General features: G+C 66.9%; 24 protein-coding genes. 5 read left to right on the plus strand and 19 right to left on the minus strand.

Annotation, left to right across the window (positions count from 1 at the left end; translation table 11 throughout):
• Window positions 1-9: 9 nt before the first annotated feature.
• Both murU and C7R54_RS19990 read right to left on the minus strand, forming a co-directional pair.
• A complete protein-coding gene (gene murU / locus C7R54_RS19985; protein ID WP_129152193.1) occupies window positions 10-717 on the minus strand; it encodes an N-acetylmuramate alpha-1-phosphate uridylyltransferase MurU in 708 nt (235 codons plus the stop codon).
• A gap of 13 nt (window positions 718-730) precedes the next feature.
• Window positions 731-1,771 carry an aminoglycoside phosphotransferase family protein gene (locus C7R54_RS19990; RefSeq protein ID WP_240039620.1) on the minus strand — a complete coding sequence of 347 codons (1,041 nt, stop codon included), beginning with the start codon at window positions 1,769-1,771 and terminating at the stop codon, window positions 731-733.
• 175 nt (window positions 1,772-1,946) lie between these two features.
• Here C7R54_RS19990 and C7R54_RS19995 point away from each other — a divergent pair, with 175 nt between their 5' ends.
• Genes C7R54_RS19995 through rsmA form a run of 3 tightly spaced genes read left to right on the plus strand, consistent with a single transcriptional unit; the run spans window position 1,947 to window position 6,827 of the window.
• Window positions 1,947-4,424, plus strand: coding sequence for an LPS-assembly protein LptD (locus C7R54_RS19995; RefSeq protein WP_377815152.1), 2,478 nt, complete (start codon window positions 1,947-1,949; stop codon window positions 4,422-4,424).
• On the plus strand, window positions 4,421-5,989 hold the full coding sequence (locus tag C7R54_RS20000; RefSeq protein WP_129152194.1) for a peptidylprolyl isomerase: 1,569 nt from the start codon (window positions 4,421-4,423) through the stop codon (window positions 5,987-5,989). Before C7R54_RS19995 ends, C7R54_RS20000 begins: the two co-directional genes overlap by 4 nt.
• Before the next feature lie 19 nt (window positions 5,990-6,008).
• The gene (gene rsmA / locus C7R54_RS20005; protein ID WP_129152195.1) at window positions 6,009-6,827 is read left to right on the plus strand and encodes a 16S rRNA (adenine(1518)-N(6)/adenine(1519)-N(6))-dimethyltransferase RsmA; all 819 of its coding nucleotides are present in this window, start codon (window positions 6,009-6,011) and stop codon (window positions 6,825-6,827) included.
• Window positions 6,828-6,938: 111 nt separating this feature from the next.
• On the opposite strand, the gene C7R54_RS20010 is transcribed toward rsmA, so the two are convergent.
• Window positions 6,939-8,084 carry a glycerate kinase gene (locus C7R54_RS20010; RefSeq protein WP_129152196.1) on the minus strand — a complete coding sequence of 382 codons (1,146 nt, stop codon included), beginning with the start codon at window positions 8,082-8,084 and terminating at the stop codon, window positions 6,939-6,941.
• A 126-nt stretch (window positions 8,085-8,210) separates the two neighbouring features.
• Here C7R54_RS20010 and pyk point away from each other — a divergent pair, with 126 nt between their 5' ends.
• Complete coding sequence (gene pyk, locus C7R54_RS20015) at window positions 8,211-9,653, plus strand: pyruvate kinase (protein WP_129152197.1); 1,443 nt, start codon at window positions 8,211-8,213, stop codon at window positions 9,651-9,653.
• A gap of 26 nt (window positions 9,654-9,679) precedes the next feature.
• Here pyk and C7R54_RS20020 read toward each other — a convergent pair whose 3' ends face one another.
• The 16 genes from C7R54_RS20020 to glyQ all read right to left on the minus strand — a co-directional run bounded on the left by C7R54_RS20020 (window position 9,680) and on the right by glyQ (window position 25,402).
• A complete protein-coding gene (locus C7R54_RS20020; RefSeq protein ID WP_129152198.1) occupies window positions 9,680-11,116 on the minus strand; it encodes an MBOAT family O-acyltransferase in 1,437 nt (478 codons plus the stop codon).
• Between the two features lie 41 nt (window positions 11,117-11,157).
• Window positions 11,158-12,177: a hypothetical protein gene (locus C7R54_RS20025; protein WP_129152199.1), complete on the minus strand. Its 1,020-nt coding sequence runs from the start codon at window positions 12,175-12,177 to the stop codon at window positions 11,158-11,160.
• 138 nt (window positions 12,178-12,315) lie between these two features.
• Window positions 12,316-12,669, minus strand: coding sequence for a RidA family protein (locus tag C7R54_RS20030; RefSeq protein WP_129152200.1), 354 nt, complete (start codon window positions 12,667-12,669; stop codon window positions 12,316-12,318).
• Window positions 12,670-12,743: 74 nt separating this feature from the next.
• Entirely contained in the window at window positions 12,744-14,135 is a 1,392-nt protein-coding gene (locus C7R54_RS20035) for an FAD-dependent oxidoreductase (RefSeq protein ID WP_129152201.1), read from the minus strand.
• A gap of 1 nt (window position 14,136) precedes the next feature.
• On the minus strand, window positions 14,137-14,496 hold the full coding sequence (locus C7R54_RS20040) for a (2Fe-2S)-binding protein (RefSeq protein ID WP_129152202.1): 360 nt from the start codon (window positions 14,494-14,496) through the stop codon (window positions 14,137-14,139).
• Window positions 14,486-15,619, minus strand: a complete 1,134-nt coding sequence (locus C7R54_RS20045) for an NAD(P)/FAD-dependent oxidoreductase (RefSeq protein ID WP_129152203.1) — start codon at window positions 15,617-15,619, stop codon at window positions 14,486-14,488. The genes C7R54_RS20040 and C7R54_RS20045 overlap by 11 nt, the downstream gene beginning before the upstream one ends.
• A gap of 85 nt (window positions 15,620-15,704) precedes the next feature.
• On the minus strand, window positions 15,705-16,685 hold the full coding sequence (locus C7R54_RS20050) for a Bug family tripartite tricarboxylate transporter substrate binding protein (RefSeq protein WP_129152204.1): 981 nt from the start codon (window positions 16,683-16,685) through the stop codon (window positions 15,705-15,707).
• Window positions 16,686-16,752: 67 nt separating this feature from the next.
• The gene (locus C7R54_RS20055; RefSeq protein ID WP_129152205.1) at window positions 16,753-17,673 is read right to left on the minus strand and encodes a LysR family transcriptional regulator; all 921 of its coding nucleotides are present in this window, start codon (window positions 17,671-17,673) and stop codon (window positions 16,753-16,755) included.
• A gap of 65 nt (window positions 17,674-17,738) precedes the next feature.
• Window positions 17,739-18,965, minus strand: coding sequence for a nucleoside recognition domain-containing protein (locus tag C7R54_RS20060; RefSeq protein WP_129152206.1), 1,227 nt, complete (start codon window positions 18,963-18,965; stop codon window positions 17,739-17,741).
• A 4-nt stretch (window positions 18,966-18,969) separates the two neighbouring features.
• Window positions 18,970-19,503, minus strand: coding sequence for a peptide deformylase (def, locus tag C7R54_RS20065; protein WP_129152207.1), 534 nt, complete (start codon window positions 19,501-19,503; stop codon window positions 18,970-18,972).
• 1 nt (window position 19,504) lies between these two features.
• Window positions 19,505-19,900 (minus strand): lactoylglutathione lyase, encoded by a 396-nt coding sequence (gloA, locus tag C7R54_RS20070; protein WP_129152208.1) that lies wholly within the window; start codon window positions 19,898-19,900, stop codon window positions 19,505-19,507.
• Between the two features lie 81 nt (window positions 19,901-19,981).
• Entirely contained in the window at window positions 19,982-21,079 is a 1,098-nt protein-coding gene (locus C7R54_RS20075) for a M48 family metallopeptidase (RefSeq protein ID WP_129152209.1), read from the minus strand.
• A complete protein-coding gene (locus C7R54_RS20080; RefSeq protein WP_129152210.1) occupies window positions 21,066-21,794 on the minus strand; it encodes a lysophospholipid acyltransferase family protein in 729 nt (242 codons plus the stop codon). Before C7R54_RS20080 ends, C7R54_RS20075 begins: the two co-directional genes overlap by 14 nt.
• 4 nt (window positions 21,795-21,798) lie before the next feature.
• Entirely contained in the window at window positions 21,799-22,338 is a 540-nt protein-coding gene (gene gmhB / locus C7R54_RS20085; RefSeq protein ID WP_129152211.1) for a D-glycero-beta-D-manno-heptose 1,7-bisphosphate 7-phosphatase, read from the minus strand.
• Complete coding sequence (gene glyS / locus C7R54_RS20090) at window positions 22,335-24,482, minus strand: glycine--tRNA ligase subunit beta (protein ID WP_129152455.1); 2,148 nt, start codon at window positions 24,480-24,482, stop codon at window positions 22,335-22,337. Before glyS ends, gmhB begins: the two co-directional genes overlap by 4 nt.
• A gap of 11 nt (window positions 24,483-24,493) precedes the next feature.
• A complete protein-coding gene (gene glyQ / locus C7R54_RS20095; protein ID WP_129152212.1) occupies window positions 24,494-25,402 on the minus strand; it encodes a glycine--tRNA ligase subunit alpha in 909 nt (302 codons plus the stop codon).
• Window positions 25,403-25,658: 256 nt separating this feature from the next.
• On the opposite strand from glyQ, the gene C7R54_RS20100 reads away from it, so the two are divergent.
• Entirely contained in the window at window positions 25,659-26,426 is a 768-nt protein-coding gene (locus C7R54_RS20100) for a crotonase/enoyl-CoA hydratase family protein (protein WP_129152213.1), read from the plus strand.
• The last annotated feature ends 247 nt before the right edge of the window (window positions 26,427-26,673 follow it).

Raw genomic sequence — 26,673 nt, forward strand, 5'->3', positions numbered from 1 at the left:
CCGCAGGCCTTACCGCCCCGGCGCTTCCACGGACCCGAGCGTGAGCATGGCGTCCAGCTCGGCCAGTCTTTGCGGGGTGCCGACGTCCACCCAGGTCCCGTCGTGGCGTGCGCCGTGTGCCGTGCCGCGCGCGATGGCGTCGACCAGCAGCGGGGCGAGCCGGGCCGGCGTGCCGGGCGGCAATCCGGCAAACAGGCTGGGATGGTAGACGCCGATCCCGGCGTAGGTCAAACGGCGCCCGCCGGCCGGGGCGAGGACGCCGTCTTCCAGCAGGTGGAAGTCGCCTTGCGGGTGGTGCGACGGATTGTCCACCATCAGCAGCCACGCCTGTCCGCCCGTCGAGGCCAGCAGGCCGGCCAGCGCGGGCGCGGCCGTCGGGTCCCAGTCGCACCAGACATCGCCGTTGACGACCAGGAAGGGCGCGTCGCCCAGCAGCGGCAATGCCTGCGCGATGCCGCCCGCGGTCTCCAGGGCCCGCGCCTCCGCCGAGTAGCGCAAGCGGGCTCCCCAGGCGCTGCCGTCGCCCAGGGCTGCCTCGATCCGGTCGCCCAGCCAGGCGTGGTTGATCACGATGTCGGTCATGCCGGCCGCCACCAGGCGGCGGATGTGCCAGACGATCAGCGGTTCGCCGCCGACGCGCAGCAAGGGCTTGGGCAGGGAGTCGGTCAGCGGGCGCATGCGTTCGCCGCGGCCCGCCGCCAGTATCATCGCGCGCATGGTCACGGCCGCATCAGAAGGTGTAGCCCACGGCGGGCTGGCGGTCGTCCAGCCTGTCCAGCAGGCGTAGCAGCGGCGCGAAGACGCCATAGCGGGCGGCGACCTGGCGAACGTAAGCATTCACTCGCGGGATATGGGCCAGGTAGCCAGCCTTGCCGTCGCGATGGTGCAGCCGGGCGAAGACGCCCAGGATACGCAGGTTGCGCTGCAGGCCCATCCATTCATAGGCACGGTGGAAGTCCGCGAAGTCGGCATCCACCGGCAGGCCGGCCGCGCGTGCCATTTCCCAGTAGCGGATGGCCCAGTCCAGCTGCTGGGGCTCCTCCCAGGTGGTGCGGGCATCCATGACCAGCGACGCCACGTCATAGGTGATGGGGCCGGCGAGCGCGTCCTGGAAATCGATGACCCCCGGGTTCGGGCCATAACGGTCCTCGTCGCAGACCATCAGGTTGGGGGAGTGGAAGTCGCGGTGCACCAGCACCGGCGGCTGCGCGCCATTGCTGGCCGACAGCAGGGCGAACACCTTGTCCAGGTCCTGGCGGGTCTTGTCGTCCATCCGCATGCCATGATGGCGGCCGACGTACCACTCCGGAAACAACTCGAGCTCGGCGGCGAGGCGGGCGGTGTCATAGGCGGGCAGGCCGGTGGTCGCCGCCTGCTGCACCCGGACCAGGGCCGCCAGGGCCTGGCGGTACAGCGTCTGCAATTCAGCGTCGTTCACGCCCCGCTGGATGCGCTGGTAATACGTGTCGCGGCCCAGGTCGGTCAGTAGCAGCAGGCCCTGGTCCAGGTCCTGGGCCAGGATGCGGGGCACATTGAGGCCCGCGTGCTCCAGCAGGCCGGCGACGTGGATGAACGGCCGGCAGTCCTCGTGCGCGGGCGGCGCGTCCATGACGATGAGGCTGCGGGGGCCGGCGTCCAGGCGGAAATAGCGGCGGAAACTGGCATCGCTGGAGGCCGGCGCCATGGAGTCGATGTCCAGGCCCAGTTCGAGGGGCAGGCTGCGCAGCCAGTGACGGATCTGGTCCTGGCGAGGATCGGGTGTCGAGTTCAAGAGGGGGCGACCTGGAGGAAAAATGCTGTTTTAATCGCGTAACCCGTCCATTTTAAGGGCGGGTCGCGCCGCCACGCGGCTTCTCTATAATACCGGCTCGCCGCGGTGGGCGACGGAACCCGGTTGTCCGTTCCAAGCCTGGCTGCCATCCCATTTTTTTCAGGTTTCCTCATACGTGCGCATGGTCCGGTGGTTGATCCTATTCCTTGCTGGCGCGGCTGCCGCCGCTCAGGCGCAAGTCCCCACGGACTCGTCCGTCAACCAGTGGAACAACGCGTCGTCCAAGAACTTGTCCAAGCAGAACGCGAAGGCCAAGCCCACGGCGCCCGCGCCCAGCTCGGTGGAGGTCCTTGGGCTCAAGGACAGCACCGGCTTGCGGTCTTCCACCGGGCTGCGGACGCACAGGGTCGACGGCGACTCGCTGGCGGGCTTCATGGAAGCCGACCAGATCGACGGTGATCCTGACTCCAATTTGACGATGATCGGCAATGCCCAGGTGCGCCGGATGGATACGATCATCAAGGGCGATACGATCAAGTACCGCCGCATGGAGGGCGTCGCCACCAGCGAAGGGCATGCGCGGCTGGTGCGCGATGGCTCCTTGGCGATCGGCCCGGCCATGAGCTACAACGTCGACACGAATACGGGAGCCCTGGAGCAGCCCGATTTCTGGCTGGGCGCCACCGGCGGCCGCGCCCAGGCCCAGCATGCCGATATCTTCAGCCGGTCCACCATGCGGCTGAACCAGGTCACGTATACCGCCTGCTCCTGCGACAAACCGGCGTGGTACATCAAGGCCGATTCGATCGACCTGGATTTCGACGAAAACGAGGGCCTGGCGCGCGATGGCGTGCTGTATTTCAAGGACACGCCCATCCTGGCGTGGCCCTACATGACCTTCCCGGTCAAGAAGGAGCGCAAGTCGGGGTTCCTGGTGCCCACGTACGGTTCGAGCAGCCGCAGCGGCTTCGACCTGCAGGTGCCGTACTACTTCAATCTGGCGCCCAACTACGACATGACGCTGACGCCGCGCTACCTGAGCAAGCGCGGTCCGCAGCTGGGCGGGGAATTCCGCTATCTCGGTCCGACCTACAGCGGTACGCTGATGGGGACGTACCTGTCCAATGATGCGCAGACCGGCGAGAGCCGTTATCTCTACAGCACCAAGCACTTCCAGAACCTGGGCAACGGCTTCTACACCAGCTGGAATATCTCCGGCGTGTCGGACGGCGATTACTTCCGCGATTTCACGTCGATAGGCGTGAATGACGCCTCTACGACCTATCTGCCGCGGCAGGGCATGGTGGGCTGGAACAATCGTTACTGGCAGTCCTATGTCCAGGTCTACAAATACCAGACCCTGCAGGATCCGGACGCCCCCATCGTGTCGCCATACAACAAGGAACCCGAGCTTTCCTTGAACGGCCAGCGCTACGACCTGAACGGCTTCGACCTGGAATTCGCCAGCACGGCCACCCGCTTCTCGCGGCCGATCTTCGAGGGCACGCATTACGGCCCGGATGGCGACCGCCTGATAATGTATCCGACCATCTCGTATCCCATCGTGCGGCCGGGTTGGTATATCACCCCCAAGGTCGGGGTGAATTTCACGCAGTACCAGAACACCAAGTGGTACGCGGACGATAACGCGGGCTTCGGCAACGGCGCCTACGATTATCCCCGCAGCGCATCCCGCACCCTGCCTATCATGTCGCTCGATGCCGGCATGACCTTCGAGCGCAAGACGACCCTGTTCGACAAGGACGCCATCCAGACCCTGGAGCCGCGCTTGTACTACCTGCGCGTGCCGTATCGGGACCAGTCGAAAATGCCGGTCTACGACACGTCGCTGGCGGACTTCAGCTTCTCGCAGGCTTTCGAAGAGAATATCTATTCCGGCGGCTGGGACCGTATCGCCAATGCCAACCAGGTGACCGCGGCCTTGACCACGCGCTGGCTGGATGCGGATACCGGTTTCGAGCGCATGTCGTTGTCGGCCGGACAGCAGTACTACTTCGAAGACCAGAAGGTGACGCTGCCGGGCGAAGAGCCCCGCACCGACGTGCGTTCGGCCTATCTGGTCGCCGCCAGCGCGGCGTTGACCGATACCTTGTCCACGTCCATTGAGGGACAGTGGAATCCGTATGACTCCCGCTGGTCGCGCGGCCTGATTTCCGCACGCTGGTCGCCCCAGCGCGCGACATCGGTGTCGCTGGCCTACCGCTACCAGCGCGATCCGCAGACGGTGGCCGGTTACACCAGCTACCAGCCGGCGGGACAGAACCAGGTCAGCCTGGCCTTCCAGTGGCCCTTCTCCAACCGCTGGTCCGGCGTCGGCCGCGTCGATTACTCGATGCGCGGCGGCGACGGGGTCCTCGACCCCTATACCGGCCAGCCTGCCCAACGGCGCGTGACCCAGGCCATCGCCGGCGTGGAGTACAAAGGCGATTGCTGCTGGACCGGACGTTTCGTGTTCCAGCGCTATGCTGTGTCGTCAACCGATGTAAACAATGCTTTCTTCTTCCAGCTTGAACTGACCGGCCTGGGCTCGCTAGGCACGGATCCGCTGAAGCTGATGAAGAAGAACATCCCCGGGTACGAGATGGTCAATCCTCCCGTGCAGCCCGGAACGAGTTTTGAAAGGTACGAATGATGCGTCGTGTGTTTGCCCCCCGTGCCGCCTGGCGCGGTGTCCTGTCCGCCGCCCTGTTGGCGATCTACGCCGCGACGCCGTCGCCGGCCTGGTCGGCTGACACGTCCGCCAAGTCTTCCTCGCGCGGCAAGGCCGCGGCGCCCGCCGCTGCGGCCGCGCCTGCCACCCCCGCGCCGCCGGCAGAGCAGTTCGCCGACGGGATCGCGGCGGTCGTCAACAAGGACGTGATCACCATGCGCGAGGTGCGGGAAGCGACCCAGGTGGCCGCCGCCGAACTGTCGCGCCAGAAAATCCAGTTGCCGCCTCAGGACATCCTGCAGCGCCAGGTGCTGCAGCGCCTGATCATGCAGCGCCTGCAGCGCCAGGAAGCCGCGCGCATGAATATCAAGGTGGACAAGGCGACGGTCGACCAGGCCATCAGCACCGTTGCCCAGCGCAACAAGCTTACGGTGGATCAACTGCGCAAGGAAGTCGAGAAAAGCGGCATCACATGGGAGCAGTATCGGAAGAACATTTCCGATGAGGTCTTGTCCGATCGCCTGCGCTCCCGGACCGTTGATGCCAATATCATCATTTCCGACGCGGAAGTCGATGCGTACCTGAAGGAGCAGCAGCGGCGTCGCGGCGGCGCCGGGATGGCCGCGCTGCAACAGCAGGCGGCGCCCCAGGCGGAGCAGGTTGCCGCCGCGCCGTCCGATCGCGTGGCCCTGGCGCAGATCCTGGTTCGTGTGCCGGATGGCGCCTCGACGGAGCAAGTCGCGGTGCTGCGCAAGAAGGCCGAGGACCTGCTGGCCCGCGTCAAGAGCGGAAGCGATTTCGCCAGCGTGGCGGCGGCCGCTTCCGATGGCCCCGAAGCCTTGCAAGGCGGGTCCATGGGTGTTCGTCCGCTGGACGGCTGGCCCGACCTGTTCGTGCGCGCCATCGCCAACCTGCCCAAGGGCCAGGTGTCCGGCATCATCCAGAGCGGCAATGGCTTCCATATCCTGAAGGTGCTGGATCGCGCCGGCGGCGCCCCCGCGCAGGCGCCTGCCCCCGCGCCGCAAGCCATGCCGCAGCAACCGGGGAATCCCGCCGCGCCGCAAGGCCCGATGCAGGTGACGCAGACCCATGCGCGCCATATCCTCATCAAGACGTCCACCGTGGTCAGTGACGCGCAGGCGCGCCAGCGCCTGGAGCTGCTGCGCCAGCGCATCGTGTCCGGCGGCGAGGATTTCGGTACCCTGGCCAAGCAGAACTCGCAGGACGGCTCCGCACCGCAGGGCGGCGACCTGGGCTGGCTGAACCCGGGCGAAACCGTGCCGCCGTTCGAGGCGGCGATGAACGCCTTGAAGGTCGGCGAAATCAGCGAACCCATCCAGTCGCCGTTCGGCTGGCACCTGATCCAGGTGCTGGAACGGCGCGAAAAGGACGTGGCCGACGAAATGCAGCGCATGCAGGCGCGCCGCATCCTGTTCGAACGCCGTTCCGAACCCGCCTTCGAGGATTGGCTCGATCAGTTGCACGATCAGGCCTATATCGACAATCGACTCGAAAAGCAGGCCAAGCGCGACCAGGGTGACCGTTGACCGGGCGGGGACGCGATTCATGACGCGGCATCAGGCTCGTAAACGTTTTGGCCAGCATTTCCTGGTCGATGAAAGCGTGGTGGATGCGATCGTGCGGGCCATCGCGCCCGCGCGCGACGATCGCTTGGTGGAGATAGGCCCCGGCTTGTCCGCGCTCACCGCGCCCTTGTTGCGGCAGGCGGCGCGCCTGACGGTCGTGGAAATCGACAGGGACCTGGCGCAGCGCCTGCGCGGCCAGTATCCGGCCGATCGCCTGACGGTGGTCGAGGCGGATGCGCTGACGGTGGATTTCGGGACTTTCGGCGAGGCGCTGCGCGTGGTGGGCAACCTGCCGTACAACATTTCCAGCCCCTTGCTCTTTCACTTGATGGCGTGCGCCGATCACGTCCGCGACCAGCATTTCATGCTGCAGCGGGAGGTCATCGACAGGATGGTGGCGCAGCCGTCATCGGCCGACTACGGCCGTCTGTCGGTGATGCTGCAATCGCGCTATCGCATGGAGAAATTGTTCGACGTGCCGCCGGAAGCCTTCGACCCGCCGCCGCGCGTGGTGTCGGCCGTGGTGCGCATGGTGCCCCTGCCGGCGGAGCGTCCGCGCCCGCGCAGCGAAGCCGCGTTGGAGCAGGTGGTGGCCAAGGCCTTCTCGCAGCGCCGCAAGATGCTGCGCCGCGCGCTGGGAGACTGGGCCGCCGCGGTGCCCTGGGATGCGCTGGGCATCGCGCCGACCGCGCGGGCGGAAGAGGTTCCGGTCGAGCGCTTCATCGCGCTGGCGGATGCCTTGCAGGACGCAGGCCTGGTCGGGCCGACCCGTCCGCACAGCGCCGAGCTCGACGGCTGAGCGTGCGCGTGACGCGCGTGGCGCTCAGCCGCGCGGTTCCGCGCTCGCCGGCGCGCTGGCCGGCTTGGGGCGTCCCGGCTTCGGTCGCCCCGGCTTGGGTCTCCCCCTTCGCTACGCCCGTCCGCGCGCCTGTCCGGAGAGGAACAGGCGAGTGACATCGCGCGCCCGGTCGGCCAGCAGTTCGGCCGCACGGGCGCAGGCCTGGTCCAGGGTGATCGGTCCGGGCGCCAGGCTGAAGGCCGCCACGATGCCGGCCTCGTTCAAGCGTTCATAGCCCGGGCCCAGCGAACCGGCCAGGGCCACCACCGGCACGCCAGCCGCCTTGCCGATGCGCGCCACGCCGGCGGGCGTCTTGCCGTGCAGCGTCTGTTCGTCCATCCGGCCTTCACCGGTGAAGGCCAGGTCGGCGCCCTGCATGGCGTCCGCCAGGCCGCCAAGTTCCGCAACCAGTTCCACGCCGGGTCGGAAGCGCGCTCCCAGGAAGGTGTGCGCGGCGTAGCCGAGGCCGCCCGCCGCGCCGGCACCCGGGGCGTCGCGTTCATCGCGGCCCAAGGTGCGTGCGCAAAGGTCGGCGAAGACTGCCAGCGCCGCGTCCAGCTCGGCCACCTGGGCCGGCGTGGCGCCTTTCTGCGGGCCAAAGACCGCCGAGGCGCCCTTGGGGCCGCACAGGGGATTGTCGACGTCGCAGGCCACTTCGATGCGGACCCGCGCCAGCCTCGGGTCCAGGCCGTCGGTCTCCAGGCGGGCAGCCCGCGCGAGCGCGCCGCCGCCAGGCTCCAGCTGCTTGCCGCCGGCATCCAGGATGCGCAGGCCCAGGGCCGTCAACAGGCCCGCGCCGGCATCGTTGGTGGCGGACCCGCCCAGCCCCAGGATGATGCGTTGCGCGCCGGCGTCCAAGGCGGCGCGCAGCAGTTCGCCGACGCCGTGGCTGGTCGCGCGCAAGGGATCGCGGCGCGCTGGCGGTACCTGTTCCAGTCCCGCGGCCGCGGCCATTTCTATCACCGCGGTTTGCGGTTCGACCCAACCCCAGGCGGCCTCGATCGGTTCCCCCAGCGCATCCTGCACGCGGGTGCTGCGCCATTGCCCTTGCGTGGCCTGCAGGACCGCATCGACCGTGCCTTCGCCGCCGTCGGCCATCGGCACGCACACGATCTCGGCGTCGGGGCAGGCCGCAAGCACGCCGCGCGCGATCGCGGCGGCGGTATCGGGTGCGGACAGGCTTTCCTTGAAGGAGTCTGGGGCAATGACGATTTTCACGTGCGGTCTCGTTACGCGGGAGGATGAAATTTATCTTGCCGCGCCATCATACCCGCGCGCGGTCATAGAGCCCGCGCGCGGGTAGGCGTACCATATGACGCTTGCCCAATGACAAGAGGATCCACCATGGCAGTGCTGCGTCGCACCAAAATTGTTGCCACCCTTGGACCCGCTACTTCGAGCCCGGAACGCATCGAGGCGCTGGTGCGTGCAGGCATGGATGTGGCCCGGCTGAATTTTTCGCACGGGGAGGCGGATGACCACCGCCAGCGCGCGCAACTGGTGCGCGAGGCGGCGGAAAAGCAAGGCCGCTTCGTCGCCTTGATGGGCGACTTGCAGGGGCCGAAGATCCGCATCGCGCGCTTCAAGGACCGCAAGGTGACGCTGCGCGTGGGCGCCACGTTCACGTTGTCGAACAGCCATCCCAACGAAGAGGGCGATGAAAACATCGTCGGCATCGATTACCCGGAACTGGTGCAGGACTGTCGGCCGGGCGATGAGTTGCTGCTCGACGACGGCCGCGTGGTATTGCGGGTGGACAGCGTGGACATCGATTCGGTGCACACCACCGTGATGGTGGGCGGGCCGCTGTCGAACAACAAGGGAATCAACCGGCGGGGCGGCGGCTTGTCCGCGCCCAGCCTGACCGACAAGGATCGCGCCGATATCAAGGTGGCGGCGGAATTGAAGCTGGACTATATCGCGGTGTCTTTCCCCCGGTATGGGTCCGATATCGATGAGGCGCGATCGCTGGTACGCGCGGCGGGCAGCGAGGCGTGGATCATCGCCAAGATCGAGCGGGCCGAGGCCGTGGCCGACGACGAGGCGCTGGACGCGCTGATACGCGCCAGCGACGGCGTGATGGTCGCGCGCGGCGACCTGGGCGTGGAGGTGGGCGACGCGGAGCTGGTGGGCATCCAGAAACGCATCATCCAGCACGCGCGCACCCTGAACAAGGTGGTGATCACCGCGACGCAGATGATGGAGTCGATGATCAGCAGCCCGGTGCCCACGCGCGCCGAGGTGTCCGACGTGGCCAATGCGGTGCTGGACTACACCGACGCGGTGATGTTGTCGGCGGAAAGCGCCTCCGGGGAATATCCGGTGGAGGCCGTGGAGGCCATGGCGCGCGTCTGCCTGGGCGCGGAAAAGCATCCGACGACCACCCATTCGCATCACCGCCTGGGCGAAACCTTCAGCCGCTGCGATGAAACGATAGCCTTGGCGGCGATGTACGCGGCGAATCACTTTCCCGGCATCAAGGCCATCATCGCCCTGACCGAAAGCGGCCATACGCCGCTGATCATGTCGCGCATCCGGTCGGGCGTGCCCATCTATTGCTATAGCCCGCATGGCATCACGCAGAACCGGGTGGCGATGTTCCGGGGCGTGTCCACGGTGCCCTTCGATCCCACGGCCTACGACCCGGCCGACCTCAGCAATGCCGCCATCGGCGAGTTGAAGCGCCGGGGCCGCGTGGAGGCGGGCGATTGGGTCATCCTGACCAAGGGCGATTTCTACCGCGACAGTGGCGGCACCAATGGAATGAAGCTGCTGGCGGTGGAGTAGGGCGCGTCGGCGTGGACAGGGCGCGGTCAAAACTGGAAGTAGATGAACTCGGTTCGCCCGAACACGCCGAACAGCAGTACGTAGTACGCCAGGCCCACGCCCGCCACGGTGCTCGCCGTGCGCGAGGCGGCCAGGCGCGCCAGGCGCTCGGGCCGGTGGACCAGTTGGTAGTCCACGCAGGCCAGCAACACCAGCGACATGGTGAGGGTAGCGATCTGGTAAGCCGACAGGCCCAGCGCGTTGAACCTGTCGTATGTGAGGCTGCCCAGGCTGCCCAGGTGGTGGAAAACGTCCAGCGCGTCCTGCAGCGATTGCGCCCGGAAGAAGACCCAGCCCGCCAGGACCAGCAGCAGCATCCATCCGCGCCCCAGAACCGCCGACAGTGCCGGTAGCGCATCGTCCAGCCATTTTCGCGGCGCCGTACCGCGAAACCATCGTTCCACGACCAGGCCCACGCCGTGCAGCGCACCCCAGATAACGAAAGTCCAGGCCGCGCCGTGCCAGATGCCGCTGACGATGAAAACCAGCAGCACGTTGCGTGTGGCCTTGGCCTTCCGCCGGCTGCCCCCCAGCGGCATGTACAGGTAATCCCGGAACCAGGTCGATAGCGATATATGCCAGCGCCGCCAGAAGTCGGTCAGGCTGGACGCGAAATACGGCTGCCTGAAGTTGACCATCAGCTCATAGTCCATGATGCGGGCCACGCCCCGGGCAATATCCGAATAGCCGGAGAAGTCGCAGTAGATCTGCGCCGCGAACAGCAAGGCCGCCACGATCTGGTAGCTGCCCGGATAGGCCGACGGATGCTCGTATATGCCCGCAATGAAAGGCGAGATGGCATCGGCCACGCACATTTTCTTGAACAGGCCGTAGCCGATGAGCCAACCGCCGCTGACGACGTTGTCGTAGCGCAGCACATGGGTGCGTCGAAACTGCGGCAGCATGTGGCCGCCGCGTTCGATGGGCCCGGCCACCAGCTGCGGAAAGAAGGATACGTACTGCGCGTAGGTAATGAAATCCCGCTCCGCGGGGATGCGACGGTTGTACACGTCCAGCGTGTAGCCCACGGACTGGAAGGTGTAGAACGAGATGCCGATCGGCAGGATCAGGTTCAGTGCGTAGGGCGGGATGTCGAAGCCGAAGAATCCCGTCAGGCCCGCAACGTTCGAGATGACGAAATCCAGGTACTTCACGGCGCCCAGGATGCCCAGGTTGATGATCAGCGCCGTCAGCATGGCCCCCTTGCGCGCACCCGTGGAACGCGCGTTCTGCATGGCCAGCGCGGTCGTGTAGTCGACCAGCGTGGTGAAGGCCAGCAGGATGGCGAAGGACGGTCGCCAGCCCATGTAGAAAATATAGCTGCCCACCAGCAGCACCACGCCCTGTTGCCTGGCGGGCACGCCGAAATAGAGGGCTAGGAAGGCTGCGAAGAATGTGAAGAATTCAAATGAGTTGAATAGCACCGTTTCCCCCGCGTGGCATGGGCCGCGTTACTGGATCCGCATCAATCGAATACCTTGGTCAGCGCGACCAGGCGGGCCAGGTCGCGGGTATACGCCGAGGCGCCCTGGGGATTCATGTGGACGGGGTCCGAGTATTGCGCGGGCGGATAGACCCAGTAATCCGGTCCGATAACGCGGAAGCCGCTGTTCCCCGGCACCCGCGTGCTGCGCGCGTCGTCGATCCGCGGGGCCGGCGCGGCGGCGTGGTCCCGTGTATTGCCCGGAATCAGGACCACCTGGAAGCGATGGCGCCGCGCCAGCTCGCTCAACTCATCCAGCATGAAGGACGTCCGCGGGATGGCGCGGGCGAGAAACTGGGACGGGTGGTCGGTGGGCAGGCTGTATCCCTCCGGCAGGTCGCCGCTGGCGTAGTAGCTCTGGCCCTTGATGTAGTACCAGCCACGATTGGCCAGCATCTTGTCGCGTTCCTGCACGGCCTCGTCGTACTTCTGCTTGAAATGCAGATGGCTGGCGGCCGCGAATACGACGATGTCGCGCGGCAGGTCGCGGAACGGGATCAGGTCATAGAGGATGGTCTCCTCGTCACGCAGCCGGTCAAGCAGCGTCGGCCTGGGCTTGTCGTCCCAGGGGATGGTCAGGAATACGTGCGTGGGCACGTTGCCCGCGTCCAGCGCGGTCTTCAGGATGGGCAGGAAGCGCGCATCGCCCGGCAGCCCCAGGTTGTACGAACGCACGCCGTCGCCGAAGGCCTGGTCGAATTCGTCGGGCTTGAAGCCCGCCAGGGTCTTGCTGTTGCCGAAAACCAGTACGCGGTAGCGGTCCTCGGGCAGGAAGAGCTGGCTCCTGGCGAGCACCTTGAGCTTGGTATCCAGCACCACGTCCGCCCCTGGGCGGATCATGGGCAAGGTCTCATAACAGACGTCGAGCAGTATCCATACCAAGGCGAACAGGCCCGCGAAGCGGATCACCGACTGGATACGCCGCGTCGAGCGCGCGGGGCTGGTGGAGGTCGCCGTCGAAATGTCGGCGGACTCCAGGACTTTCACGCTTTCAGTCTGCATGATGGGGATCCTTGACAGGGTCATGCGAAAACGCTGGCAAATAGTCGCATGCCATCGTGCGCAGTCTCCATCGCCCGAAAGGCGTGGAAACGCACTAGCGACGGATGAGTTTGTCAGGTCCCCCCCGTTCCATCTCCGTCATTCGACGGCGGCGGTGACGATGATTTCCACCAGGATGTCCTTCGCGGCGAGGTCGCATTGCGCCGTCGCGCGGGTCGGCGCCGCACCGGGCGCGGTCCACGCATCCCAGACTTCGTTCATGCCCGCGAAATCGCGCTCCAGGTCCTTGATCCAGATTTGCGCCGTCAGCAAGCGGCTCTTGTCGGTCCCGGCTTCCGCGAGGAATTTTTCGATTTTTGCCAACGTCTGCCGCGTCTGCCCGCGGATGTCCTGGCTGCGGTCGTCGGCGGTCTGGCCGCCCACGAAAACCATGTTGTTGTAGACGACGGCACGGGAACGGCGGGTATCGGTGGCAATGCGCTTGATTTGCATGAGTGAGGCTCGCTCGATAAATAGGGAAAAATAAGTGGAGAAAAACCAGGAGCGGAGAAGCACGTCCTGAAGGACTATGGGTCGAGGTTGGAAAGTTCGCCTAGCGTGATGGGCTTGATGGGAGGCCGGATCCGGTAGTACCCGACTTCCTGCGGACTCACCTTGCGCTCGCTGGCTATCATCTCCGTGACCGTCAGCCCGCATAGGCGGCCTTGGCAGGGACCCATGCCGCAGCGGCCGAAGGCCTTGGTCTGATTGGGTCCCAGGCAGCCCACCGCAACGTATTGCCTGATCCTGGCGGCGGGGACTTCCTCGCAGCGGCAAACCAGTACGCTGTCGTCGGCAGGGATGCGGTGTTCGTCCCTGGGACGGTACAACTGATCGAGCAAGGGCCGGATCCGCACCTCTCTGTCCAGCCTGGCCTGGAGTTCTTCCCGACGACCGCGCGCGGCCGGGATTTCGATCTTCTTCAGTTCACGCGCGACGGCCAGCGCCGCCAGGCGGCCTTGCGTGGCAGAGGCCTTCGCGCCCACGATGCCACGGCTGTCGCCCGCGATGTAGATACGCGTCTCCTCGATCTGGCCGTCGCCGTCCGTCACCGGCGTCCAGCATAGTTGCCTGGCGTCCCACCGATGCTCGGCCCTCAGCGACCAGCTTAGCTGGGTGTTGGGGACGACCCCTTGATGGAGCAGGATCAAGGACGACGCCAGGCGTATCCGCTTGCCCTTGTGGATGAATGCGAGGGCTTCGGCCTTTTCGGTCCCCTCGATGGCAAAGGCGCTGGCGCCGGCGTAGGTCGCGACGCCATGGGCACGGATCTTCCGCAGCATCTTCGCGCCCTTGGCCAGGTCGCTCCAGCCTCGCAGGGCGCCCAGGATATGCGGCGCGGCGCGCAGGTAATCGTCGGCGCCCGTGGTCTGGACCAGCGCCTTGATCTTCACGCCCGCGTCCAGGTATTGCTGGGCCAGGAGCAGCAGCAGCGGTCCGCATCCGGCGATGACGACCGGTTCGGCCGGCAGCGCCCCGGATGCCTTGTACAGGATCTGGGCGGCGCCTGCCCCCATGACGCCCGGCAATGTCCATCCCGGGATCGGGAAAGGCCGTTCCATCGCGCCGCCGGCGATCACGATGCCGCGACCTTGAACCGTCTTGCCCCGGCCATCCTGAAGATAGGACACGGTCTTATCCCTATCGACGTTCCAGACCGCGGCGCCCGCCAGATGGGCGGCGCCGCAAGATGAAAATGCCTTGGCCAATTCCGCGCCCTGCGCATAGTCCGGGCCCAGGACCTCGCGCCGACGGTCGGATGCGTTCTCGATGGCGCGATATATCTGCCCGCCGACTCGCTGCTGCTCGTCCAGGACCGCGACGGTCAGTCCAGCGCGGCGGGCCTCCACGGCGGCGGAAAGGCCCGCCGGCCCCGCGCCGATGACGACGAGGTCAAATAGTTCGACATTCGAATTCATATCAGACCTCTACGCTCCAGGCCTGCGCGCGGGAATCGCGCGGTTCCACGGCCCCTTCCTGGCGCCTGATGGCCATGCCATCGCGCGCCGGGACGAGACAGGATTGCCGGCCCGGGCGGCCGTCTATCTCAACGAGGCATTCGAAGCACACACCCATCATGCAGTAAGGCGCGCGCGGGGCGCCGGATACGGGGGTGGACCTGAATGAACGCACGCCGCAAGCCAGCAAGGCCGCGGCGACGCTGATGCCCTCGGCAACCTCCAGCGGCCTGCCTTCGAAGTGGATGCGGACCTTTTTCGCGCGCGGTTCATGCTCCGTCGTGAACAGGGATACAGGTGTTTCGTGGGTGTCAGTGGGCATTGTTGAATTTCCTGTTCGGGTCAAGGAAACGCTCGCCGGCGAACTGCCCCACATCGTCGGGGGCAGGCTGGACGCCGGCGATCCACGGCCCGATTTCATACGCATGGGCGCCGGCCAGGGACACGCCGCTGTGGCTGGTCGCGATGAACGCCCCCGGGAATGCCGGCGATTCCTGGTAGATCGGCGCGCCGTCGGGCGTCATGACGCGCAGCGCGCCCCATGCCCGGACCAGTTTTACCGAAGACAAAAGAGGGAAAGTCATGACTGCGCGCCTGGCGATCCATTCGATGGCGGCCACGGTCGTTCCATCGTCCAGGCCTACGTCTTCGACGGAGAACCCCAGCTGGACGGTGCCTTCCGCCGTCTGGCGCGCCTTGTTGGTGGGATAGGGCAGGAATTTCTTCAGCCTTTCGGTGATGAGCACCTGCCCCCGGTTGGCCAGCACCGGGGCATGCAGGCCCAGTTGCGAGGCCAGCTTGTCGTTGCTCAAGCCCGCCGCCAGGACGATCCTGTCGGCCCTCCACACACGGCCGTCGGCTGACCTGGCCTGGAAGCGCCGGGCGCCTTGGTCCGCTCCGACCTCGTGCACGTCCACGCCGTTGAACACGCGACCGCCATGAAGCTTCAGGCCGGCGTGCAATGCATGAAGCAGCTTCAATGGATTTACGTGACCATCCAGGTGGCACCAGCTGCCACCGACGACACGCGGTCCGATTTCGGGCAGGCGCGCCTTCAGTTCCTGGTGATTCAACATCTCGAACGGCGTGCGGCCGTCAGTGTCGATGGCGGCCAGCAGGGCTCGCCGCTCGGCGACTTCCTGCTCGCTGAACCCGATCCAGAAGCCGCCGTTCTGCTGCAGATCCACGTCGACACCCGTGAGATCCAGCAGTTCCCTGGCCAAAGGGCCCCAATGGTCTACCGCATCGCGGCTCCATCGCGCATAGCGCGGGAACCCGGCGCCCTTGCTTTGCAGCCAGACCAGGCCGAAGTTCCCGCGTGAAGCGCGGTGCGCGATATCTCCCTGGTCCAGCAAGGTTACGGCAGCGCCCGTCTTGGCCGCGCCGTACGCAATGGCGGCGCCGACCAGGCCGCCGCCGACGACAATAATTTCATTTGAAGGCATAAAAATTCATTGGAGCTATCGAGGAGGATCGGCTCCCCGCCAGTACGCCAGGCGCCCGCGCCGGGAAGGGAGCGCTGCGCCCGTCTTATTCGAGCGTGATGTGGTTGCGCTTTATCACTTCGCCCCATCGAGCGCTGTCGGCATCGAGCATCTGCTTGAATTCCGCGACCGACGCCGGGGCCACTTTCGCGCCGAGGTTTTCGTGCTTCTTGATCACGGCGGGATCGGCGAGTACCGCGTTGATTTCGCGATTGAGCCTGTCCACGATTGCCGGGGGCATATTGGCCGGGCCGACGACGCCGCCCCAGGTCTCCATTTCCAGCGCCGGGTAGCCTGCCTCGCGGACTGTCGGCACGTCGGGCAGCGACGCGGCGCGGGTCGGCCCGGTGATCGCCAAGGCATGGATGCGGCCGGCCCGCACCTGCGGTTCCATGGAAGTGAAGTTGCTGAACATCATCTGGATTTGTCCGGTCGACAGATCCAGTTCGGCCGCGGGGGCGCTCTTGTAGGGCACGTGGGTCAGGTGGGCGCCGGAAAGATTTCCGAACAAGGCGCCCAGCACATGCAGCGCGGTGCCCGTACCCGTGGATCCGTAGAACACCTCGCCGGGGTGCGCCTTGGCGTAGTCCACGAACTGGGCGACCGTCTTGACGGGGAGCTTCGGACTGACGCCAAGCAGGTTGGGTTGCGTCCACTGCCTGGCGATGGGCGTGAAATCTCGCGCCGGATCGTAGGGCAGCGACTTCGCCGTCAGCGCCGTTACCGTGTACGTCGCAAGATTGGCGTTGCCGATGGTATAGCCGTCAGGCGCGGCCTTGGCCACGACTTCCAGGCCGATGACCCCGGACGCGCCGGGTTTGTTGTCGATGATGATGGCTTGCCCTAGCCGCTTGCTCAGGCCCTCGGCCAGCACGCGGGCCGTGCCGTCCGCCGCGCCGCCTGCCGCGGCGTTGACGACGAACCGGATGGGCCTGTCGGGCCACTCGGCGTGGGCCGGCAGCGGGCCCAGGACCGCCCCCAAGGATATGGCGGCCAGCCATGATCGACGCGCGATGCTCAAGACCATAAGGATTCCCCATGTGAATTATTTGAGGCTCCATCCTAAAAAGTCATCGCGCGGACATCCATGGATGCTAGGTGATCAACCTATGCATGGATGTTATGTTTTCCCCATGCGCCGCGGCAACCAGGCGGATAAGTTCCCGTGCCGGCGGGGATAACCGCGTATCGCTCATTGCCGTCGCATAGACGGTGTAGACCAGCGACGGCCTGAGGGGCAGGGTCACGCCGCCACGGGCCTGGTGCTTGATGCCGGTCAGGCGGTCCACGATCGCGACACCCAGGCCTTCCAGGCAGAGATCGCTGATGGATTGGAAGAGCGAGGCCTCCACCATCGCATCGACCCGCAGGCCGTTGGCGCCCAGCCAGGCATTCAGGCGCGAACGGAACGTGCCTATCGGAAGTATGAAAGGCAGCCCGGCCAGGTCTTTCGCCCCCATATGGCTTGCTTGCGGGTCCAGCCACCGGGACGTGCCGATGCAGACGCAGTCCGCGGAGAACTCCGCGACGGTTTCGAGGTTCCCCAGCGAAAGCGTGTCCCCGGTCAATCCGATATCGGCCCGGCGTGTCTTGACGTGGCGCGCCACGTCCCCATAGGAAGCGACCTGCAGGCTGACCAGGACGTCAGGGAATTTTTGCCTCAGCTGGGCAACGACCCAGGGCATGATCGAATGGCCTATCGAAGGGATGGTGCATATGGTCAGGTGCCCCAGCTTCTGCTTTCTGAGCTGTTCCGAGAAATCGACGATCTGTTCCAGGCCCAGGAAGGACTGCTGCACCTTGGCCATCAGCGCGTGCGCTTCATCGGTGGGCTTGACCGTGCGCCCGCTCTTGGCGAACAAAAGGAACCCGACGGATTTCTGCAGGTCGGTGATCAGCCTGCTCATCGCGGGCTGGGAAATCCCGAGCGCGTCGGCCCCGGCGCTGATGCCGTTGTTCAGCATCGCCGCCTGGAATGCTTCGATCATCCGGTAGGTCACGTTTCGCTGGTTCATCAACCGAGTCCGCTTATCTCACAGGCCAGGAAAATGCCGGGCGGTTGCCACGGCGGGCGCGGCGTTTATCCGAAAAACCAATAGCACACACCGATCGACGCCAATACTCCGGCCAGGTCCGCCAGCAGGGCGCATCCCACCGCATGCCGCGCCCGGCGGATGCCGACGGCGCCGAAGTACACCGCCAGGACATAGAAGGTGGTTTCCGTGCTGCCCTGCATCGTCGCGGCCAGCAGGGCCGGAAAACTGTCCACCCCGAAGTGGGACATGGTGTCCAGCATCATGGCCCTTGCGGCGCTGCCGGAGAAGGGCTTGACCAGCGCCGTGGGCAGCGCGTCGACGAAACGGGTGTCCAGGCCCGCCGCGTGGGCCAGCCAGCGGATACCGTCCAGCAGGAAATCCAGCGCGCCCGACGCCCGCAATACCCCGACCGCGCACAGCATCGCCACGAGATAGGGCAACAGGTCGCGGGCGATGTCGAAGCCCTGGCGCGCGCCGTCGATGAAGCTTTCGTACAGCGGCACCTTCTTCCAGGCGCCGGCCACCAGGAAGGCCATGATGATGCCGAACAGCGCCAGGTTCCCCAGCAGGGACGACAGCGCGTTGATGGCGACCGACGACAGGCCGGCCAGCAGCGCGCCGAAACCGCCCAGCACCAGCGCCGCCCCGCACAGCCACAGCAGCACCACCGGATCGTGCAGGCGCAGCCGCTGGCAGCAGGCGACGGCCAGCAGCCCCGTCAAGGTGGACGCGCAGGTCGCCAGCAGGATGGGCAGGAACACCAGCGTCGGATCGGCGGCCCCCTGCTGGGCCCGATACATGAACAGGGTGACCGGCAGCACCGTCAGCGACGAGGCATTGAGCACCAGGAACAGGATCTGTGCGTTGCTGGCGGCGTCCGGCGTGGGGTTGAGCGTTTGCAGCTCGCGCATCGCGCGCAGCCCGATGGGCGTGGCGGCGTTGTCCAGCCCCAGCCCGTTGGCGGCGAAATTCAAGGTGATCAGGCCGATGGCGGGATGACCGCGCGGGACTTCCGGCATCAGGCGGGCGAACAGCGGACCCAGCAGGCCCGCCAGGCGCTCCACCAGGCCGGCTTGTTCGGCGATGCGCAGGAACCCCAGCCAGAGCGTCAGCGTGCCGAACAGCAGCACCATGATTTCCACCGACAGCCGCGCCATGTCGAACAGCGCGGCAACCATGGCGGCGAAGACCCGCGGTTCCCCTCCCAGCCAGCGCGCCAGCGCGGCGCCCGACGCCGCGACAAAGAAAGCCAGCCAGAGCCGGTTCAGCATGCTCTCAGTCGTCGCTGTTGGGATCGAGATGCGGGAACAGGACTTCCGTGTAGCCGAGCCGGGTCAGGTCGGTCATGCGGGTCGGATACAGGCGGCCGATCAGGTGGTCGCATTCATGCTGCACCACGCGCGCGTGGAAACCCTCGGCCTCGCGCTCGATGGGGGTACCCGCCGGATCGAAACCCGCATAGCGGATGTGGCGGTAGCGCGGCACCACGCCACGCAGGCCGGGCACGGACAGGCAGCCCTCCCAGCCTTCCTCCATCTCGTCGCCGATCGGCGTAATGACGGGATTGCACAGGATGGTGCGCGGCACGGCCGGGGCGTCCGGATAGCGCTCGCTGCGGTCGAAGCCGAAGATCACCAGTTGCAGGTCGATGCCGATCTGCGGCGCGGCCAGACCGACGCCGCCGGCGGCCGCCATGGTCTCGAACATGTCTTCGATCAAGGCCTGCAGCTCGGGCGTGCCGAAGGCCTGCACCGGCTGCGCCACGCGCAGCAGGCGCGGGTCGCCCATCTTGAGGATCTGGCGAATCATGTCAGTCGGCCTGGTTGCCGCGCTGGATGAATTCGATCTTGTAGCCGTCCGGGTCCTCGACGAAGGCGATGACGGTGGTGCCATGCTTCATCGGGCCGGCTTCGCGCGTCACCTTGCCGCCCCGCTCGCGCACCTTGTCACAGGCTTCGTAGGCGTTGGCGACTTCCAGGGCGATATGGCCATAGCCATTGCCGAGGTCGTAGCTGGGCGTGTCCCAGTTGTGCGTCAGTTCCAGCACGGCGCCGTCTTTTTCATCCTGGTAGCCGACGAAGGCCAGGGTGAACTTGCCGTCGGGATAGTCTTTCTTGCGCAACAGGCGCATGCCCAGCACATGGGTGTAGAACTCGATCGACTTTTCCAGGTTGCCGACGCGCAGCATGGTGTGAAGAATACGCATGGGGTAGGACTCCTAGTGCAAAGCGATATTGTAGAAGTAGCTGATCATAAACCCATGGCCGTGGCTCGACGCCGGAAACGCCTAGAACGTCGGCAGGGACGCGGGGTCGTGGCGACGCAGGATGTCCCGCGCCTGTTCGTAGTCGGGCAGGATGTGGCCCACTTCCGCCCAGAAATTGCTGCTGTGGTTCATCTCGCGCAAATGCGCCAGTTCATGGGCGATGACATAGTCGATGATGGCCGGCGAGAAATGGATGAGCCGCCAGTTCAGCATGATATGGCCGTCGCTGGTGCAGGACCCCCAGCGCGTGGCCGCGGAAGACAGGCGCCAGCGCTTGATCTTCAGGCCGCTCACTTGCAGGAAATGGCCCAGGCGCGCGCCGAACCAGACGCCGGCGCGCTGTTGCAGCCACGCCTGCGCCGCGTCGCGGATGCGCGGCCCGTCGGCATCGGCCGGCAAGGCCAGGCGCAGCAGGTCGCCGTCGGCCGGCTGGTCGGCATCGCCGGCCAGCGCCGCATGGCGGTCATGCGAGCCCAGGGCAATGACGATGCGCTTGCCCAGGTAGGGCAGGGCGCCGCCTGGTTGCCAGCGCGTCTGCGACAGGGCCAGCTGTTCCTTGCGATCGTGCCAGGCGCGCAGCTTGGTGACGATCCAGCGGGATTTCTCCAGCACCGCTTCGTCGATCTGTTTCAACGTCACCCAGTTCGGCGCGGTCACCCGCAGGCCGTCGTCGGTGATGACGAAGCCGATGCTGCGGCGGCGCGAACGTTGCAGGATGAAGCCGATGGCCTGCTGCGGCGCTTGCACCACCCGCCAGCGCGCCCCGTCGGGCAAGGTGGGCGGGCAGGGCGTGGGGACTTGCAGCAGGGGGCTGGACGGCGCCAGGGAGAAACCCGGGCCGGGGCCGCCGCCCTTGGGCGCGGCGGTGCCGGCCGGCGATGTTTCGGCGCGCTCCCCGGGTATGCCAGGCGTTCCGGCGGCGAGGGGAGGGGCAGCAGGGGTAGCAGGGGCAGCAGGACTGGCCGCGCCGGCAGGGCCAGGGATCGCGTCCAGGCCGGCCCCGGAATCCGGGACCTGGCCGAGAGACGGCGCGGCAGCGACAGGCAAGGGCTCGGCAGCGTCGCCGGCATCCGGCGCCGGCGCGTTGAACAACAATTCGAGCTGGTTATTCCTTGCCATACCTTTCGGGGTTGAGGCGACGCATCTCGCCTTCTATCCATTCCTGAACCTGGCGGTTCAGTTCTTCTGGGGTCTTGCCCTGCGATTCTATCGCGGGACCGATGCTGACCGTGATCAGGCCGGGCCGCTTGATGAAGGCATTGCGGCGCCAGCATTCACCCGCGTTCAGGGCGATGGGGACGACGGGCGCGCCAGTGCGCGAGGCCAGCAGCGCGCCGCCCATCTTGAAACGGGACGTCTTGCCGGGCGCCACCCGCGTGCCCTCGGGGAACAACAGCGGCCAGCGGCCTTCGTCCAACCGCAGGCGCCCCTGGCGCACCACTTGTTCGAAGGCGTCGCGGCCCTTGCTGCGATCGATCGCGATCATGCGCAGCAGCGCCAGGCCCCAGCCGAAGCAGGGCACCCAGTGCAGCGAGCGCTTGTAGACGAAGCAGACTTCGCGCGGCATGTGGGCGGGGAAGAACAGCGTCTCCCAGGCCGACTGGTGCTTGGACAGGAGAATGGCGGGCCCGTCGGGGAGGTTTTCCCACCCCTGCACGCGCCAGCGGATGCCGCAGATCACGCGCGCGCCCCACACCGCCAGCCGCGGCCATCCCACCGTCAGGCGGTAACGCCAGTGCTGCGGCAGCGGCGCCCACAGGAGGCAGGCGAGGGCATAGGGAATGACGGTGATGGACAGGAACAGCAGGTAGACGAGAGAGCGCAGGAAGGCCAAGGGTTCAAGCCTCCCCGAGCAGGACGTCGACCACGGCGGCGAGGTCATCGGCCACGCGCGTGCCTTCCGGCAGCCCGCCCTTGGCCATCGTCTTGATGCCGTTGCCCGTCTTCACCAGCCAGGGCACGCAGCCCATCGCCGCGCAGGCCTGCAGGTCGCGCAGCGAATCGCCGACCGCCGGCACGCCGGCCAGGTCCACGTCGTAGCGCGTGGCGATCTGCCTGTACATGCCGGGCAGCGGCTTGCGGCAATCGCAACCCTCGTCCGGCAGGTGGGGGCAGATGAAAATGGCGTCGATGGCGCCGCCGGCCACCGCCACCTCACGCCGCATCTTGGCGTGGATGGCCGTGAGCGTGGCCATGTCGAACAGGCCGCGGCCCAGGCCGGACTGGTTGGACGCCACCACCACGGTCCAGTCGGCCTGGCTCAGGCGCGCGATGGCCTGCAGCGAACCGGGCAAGGCGATCCACTCGTCGGGCGATTTCACGAAGGCGTCGCTATCGTGGTTGATGACGCCGTCTCGGTCGAGAATGATCAGTTTCACTGGGCCAGCCTGGAAATGTCCGCCACTTTGTTCATCAGGCCATGCAGCTGGGCCAGCAGGGCCAGCCGGTTGGCGCGCACGGCCGGGTCGTCGGCCATGACCATGACGTCGGCGAAGAAGGCATCCACCGGCTCGCGCGCCTGGGCCAGGGTGCTCAGGCTGGCGGCGAAGTCGCCGGCGTCGAATTGCGCCTGCGCGCGCGGGCTGAGGTCGGCGATGGCCTTGGCCAGCGCCTGCTCGGCCGGCTCGGTCAGGCGCGCGGGATCCAGGTCGGCGACGCCATCCTCGGCTTTCTTGAGCAGGTTGCCCACCCGCTTGTTGGCGGCCGCCAGGCTGGCCGCTTCCGGCAGGGCGCCGAACGCGGTGACCGCGCGCACGCGTGCCGAGACCTGGTGCAGCGGCGGCGTCAGGGCGATGACGGCATCCACCGCGGCACGGTCGAAGGCGGCCAGCTGGTTGCGGTAGCGTTCGTAGATGAAGGCGCTGACCTCGGCGACCGCGTTCTTCAGGTCGGCCGGCGCGATCTGGCCGGCATCGAAGGTGGCGGCGGCCAGGTCCAGCACGCCCGCCAGCGTCAGGGGGCCGTTCTCGCTGACCTTGAGCAGGCCGCCGGCGGCGAGTTGCTCGAAGGCGCTGATCAGGCCCAGGGCGGCGCGGCGCAAGCCGTAAGGATCGCGCTCGCCGGTGGGCGCCAGGCCGATGCCCCAGATGCCGACCAGCGTCTCGGCGCGCTCGGCGATGAACAGGATGGCGGCGGTCAGGCCGGCGGCGTCGACCGGCGTGTCCATGCGGTTGCGGTACTGCCCGCGCAGGGCCGCCACCACGTCCTCCGGTTCGCCGTCGGCCTGGGCGTAGTAGGCGCCCATGATGCCTTGCAGCTCGGGAAATTCGCCGACCATGTTGGTGCCCAGGTCGGCCTTGGCCAGCAGCGCGGCGCGGTCGGCGCGTTGCGCGTCCGCGCCCAGCGCGGCGGCCACGCCGCGGGCGATGGCGCGCACGCGCTCGACGCGCTGCAACTGGCTGCCCAGCTTGTTGTGATAGACGATGCTGCCCAACTGCTCGACGCGCGCGGCCAGCGGCGTCTTGCGGTCAGTGACAAAGAAGAACTGGGCGTCGGCCAGGCGCGGGCGCACCACGCGCTGGTTGCCTTCGATGATGTTGACTGGGTTGGCCACTTCCATATTGCTGACGATGAGGAAACGGTTCGTCAGCTTGCCATTTTCAAGCGAGAACAGCGGGAAGTACTTCTGGTTCAGCCGCATGGTCAGGATCAGGCATTCCTGCGGGACGTCCAGGAATTGCGCCTCGAACTCGCCCACATAGACGGTGGGGTACTCGACCAGCGCGGTGACTTCGTCCAGCAGGGCGTCGACCTCGGGATCGTCGCCCAGGCCGGCCGCCAGGGTGGCGCAATGGGTATCGAGCTGGCTCTTGATGAGGGCGCGACGCGTATCGAAGTCGGCGACGACGCGGCCCTGGTCCTGCAACTGCGTGGCGTAGCTGTCGGCGTCGACGATGGCGATCTCGCCCTTGCTCATGAAGCGGTGGCCCAGCGTCTTGCGGCCGGCGATCAGGCCCAGCGTGGCCACCGGCACGATATCGGCGCCGAACAGCGCCACCAGGCCGTGCGCGGGGCGCACGAACTTCACCGTGGTCTGGCCGTCGGCCAACTGGTAGCTCATCACCTTGGGAATGGGCAGGCCGGCGATGGCGGCATCGATGGCTTCCTGCAGGCCGGCGGCCAGCGCCGCGCCGGGCGCCTTGCCGCGCGCCACCAGCACGTCCTGCTTGCCGTCGGACTCGCGCGCCAGCGTGGCGGCATCGATATGCTCCAGGCCCTTGGCGGCCAGCTTCTTGAGCAGCGCGGGGGTCGGCTTGCCGTCGGCGTCCAGGCCGATCTTCACCGGCATCAGCTTCTCGGCGTACTCCTGGTCGGGCGCCTGCGCCAGCACGGCCGACAGGCGCACGGCCAGACGGCGCGGCGTGGCGTAGGGCTGCACGGAGCAGCCTTCGGCCAGCAGGCCGCGCGCGGCCAGGGTGGCGCGCACGCCTTCGGCGAAGGCGACGCCGAGCTTGCGCAGGGCCTTGGGCGGCAGTTCCTCGGTCAGCAGCTCGACCAGCAGGGGGCGTGTGGATGCATTCATCGTTTGGGACATTACGCGGCCTCCGTCTTCGATGCCGTTGCCAGCATGGGGAAGCCCAGCCGTTCGCGCGATTCGTAGTAGGCCTGCGCGATGGCGCGCGACAGGTTGCGGATGCGGCCGATGTAGGCGGCGCGTTCGGTCACGCTGATGGCGCCGCGCGCATCCAGCATGTTGAACGTGTGGGCCGCCTTGAGCACCGCTTCGTAGGCCGGCAGGGCCAGCGGCACGTCCATCAGGCGCTTGGCCTCGGACTCGTAATCGTTGAAATGCGCGAACAGCATGTCGGCCGAGGAATACTCGAAGTTATAGGTGGACTGCTCCACTTCGTTCTGGTGGAACACGTCGCGGTAGTACACGGGGCGCCCATTGGCGCCCTGGGTCCAGACCAGGTCGTAGACGCTCTGCACGTCCTGCAGGTACATGGCCAGGCGCTCCAGGCCGTAGGTGATCTCGCCGGTGGTGGGCGTGCAGTTCAGCCCGCCGACCTGCTGGAAGTAGGTGAACTGGGTCACTTCCATGCCGTTGAGCCAGACCTCCCAGCCCAGGCCCCAGGCGCCCAGCGTGGGGTTCTCCCAGTCATCCTCGACGAAGCGGATGTCGTGCTGGCGCGGGTCGATGCCCAGCGCTTCCAGCGAGCCGATGTACAGGTCGAGGATTTCCGGCGGCGCCGGCTTCAGGACGACCTGGTACTGGTAGTAGTGCTGCAACCGGTTCGGGTTCTCGCCATAGCGGCCGTCCTTCGGGCGGCGCGACGGCTGCACATAGGCCGCGCGCCAGGGCTCCGGCCCGATGGCGCGCAGGAAGGTGGCGGTGTGCGACGTGCCAGCGCCCACTTCCATATCGTAGGGCTGCAATAGCGCGCAACCCTGCTTGTCCCAGTATTCCTGGAGTTTGAGGATGATTTGCTGAAAAGTGAGCATAGGGCGTGGCGAGTTGGCCCGGACGCGCGCTCGCGGCCGGCTGTCGATGACAAACCCGGCATTTTAACTGGAGCGGCCGGGGGACGTATTATGCGGAATCCCGGGCGGCCGGCCCCGACGTTGGACCCCGACGGTCGATCTCGTCGTTCGGCCCCGGCGTGGCCCCCGGCGATCGGGCCCGCCCGCCGGGGCGCGGCGGCTTGCCGCCGGCAGCGCCCGCCGCCCGCACGATCATCTACAACGAGGAGCTACATCCATGTCCGACCTGATCAAGGTGGAAGTCACCGACGGCATCCAGATCATCACCATCAACCGCCCCGATGCCCGCAACGCCATCAACCTGCCGGCCGCCCAGGCCATGGCCGCCGCCCTGGATGAGCTGGACAACCGGCCGGACGTGCGCATCGGCATCCTGACCGGCGGCGGCAACACGTTTTCGTCGGGCATGGACCTGAAGGCCTTCGCCCAGACCGGCGAGCGCCCGCTGGTCGCCGGCCGCGGCTTTGCCGGGCTGAACGAAGCGCCTCCCCGCAAGCCCCTGATCGCGGCCGTGGAGGGCTATGCCCTGGCCGGCGGTTGCGAGATGGCCCTGGCCTGCGACCTGATCGTGGCGGCGCGCAACGCCAATTTCGGCCTGCCGGAGGTCAAGCGCGGCCTGGTGGCGGGTTCCGGCGGCATGCTGCGCCTGCCGCGCCGCCTGCCGTACCACATCGCGATGGAAATCGTGCTGACCGGCGACATGTTCAACGCCGAGCGCGCCCACGCCTACGGCCTGGTCAACCGCCTGACCGAGCCGGGACAAGCCCTGGAGGGCGCGCTGGCGCTGGCCCGCGCGATCGTGGAAAACGGCCCCTTGGCCGTGCAGACCGCCAAGAGCATCGTGTCGCAGTCGGGCGACTGGGAGCAGGCCGGCATGTTCGACCGCCAGCGCCCGCTGATCGCGCACATTTTCACGTCGGCCGACGCCAAGGAGGGCGCCACCGCCTTCGCCGAAAAGCGCAAACCCGTCTGGCAGGGGAAGTAGACCCCCCCCTACCCGCTGACGCGGGCCCCCCCAGGGGGGCAAAGCCAGCGGACCGGCAAAGCCGGCTCCGCGGCTTTCCCGCTAGGTTCTTAAGGGGCGGAGAAGTAGGCCCCCCTACCCGCTGACGCGGGCCCCCCCAGGGGGGCAAAGCCAGCGGACCGGCAAAGCCGGCTCCGCGGCTTTCCCGATAGGTTCTTAACGGGCAGAGTCTTGCCGGGTCCGCTGTGCCTCCCGGCTTCGGAGTCCG

It is taken from the genome of Achromobacter aloeverae (assembly GCF_004121055.1).
In the GTDB taxonomy this organism is placed as follows: Bacteria; Pseudomonadota; Gammaproteobacteria; order Burkholderiales; family Burkholderiaceae_B; genus Bordetella_C; species Bordetella_C aloeverae.